The 439-nt window shown below is 62.0% G+C and carries 1 protein-coding gene; it reads left to right on the top strand.

What is annotated here, in order from left to right; all coding sequences use genetic code 11:
• Positions 1-439, top strand: a 439-nt coding sequence (locus ACS603_RS23445; protein ID WP_474945021.1) for an Ig-like domain-containing protein, incomplete at both ends; no start/stop codon positions are given.

Here is a 439-nt window from a genome sequence, read left to right as displayed (position 1 = left end):
CTTCACCAGCGGTGAACTGGCCGACGGCGACCACAGCATCAGCGTGACGGTCACCGATCTGGCGGGCAACACTTCCAGCGCTTCGCTGACCTTTAATGTCGACACCACCCTGTCTGTTCCGACGATCGATCTGGCGGATGCGTCCGACAGCGGCGGCAGCAGCACTGACAACGTCACCAACGACAGCACGCCGGCCTTTATGCTGGGCAATATTGACGCGGATGTGACCGACGTGCAGGTGCTGATTAACGGCACGGCGTACAGCGCGCAGCTGGTGGACGGCACCTGGCAGTTCACCGCCCCGGCCCTGGCGGACGGTGACTACACCGTGACCGTGCAGGTAACGGATGACGCGGGTAACACGAAAACCTCGGCTGCGCTGGATGTGACGATTGATACCGTGACGGCAGTCCCGGTGATTACCCTTACCGACGACACT

This window comes from Enterobacter sp. Li2LvB3, assembly GCF_056156645.1.
Note: the sequence above shows the minus strand (reverse complement) of the source record. Positions and strands in the feature narration are given on the sequence as shown.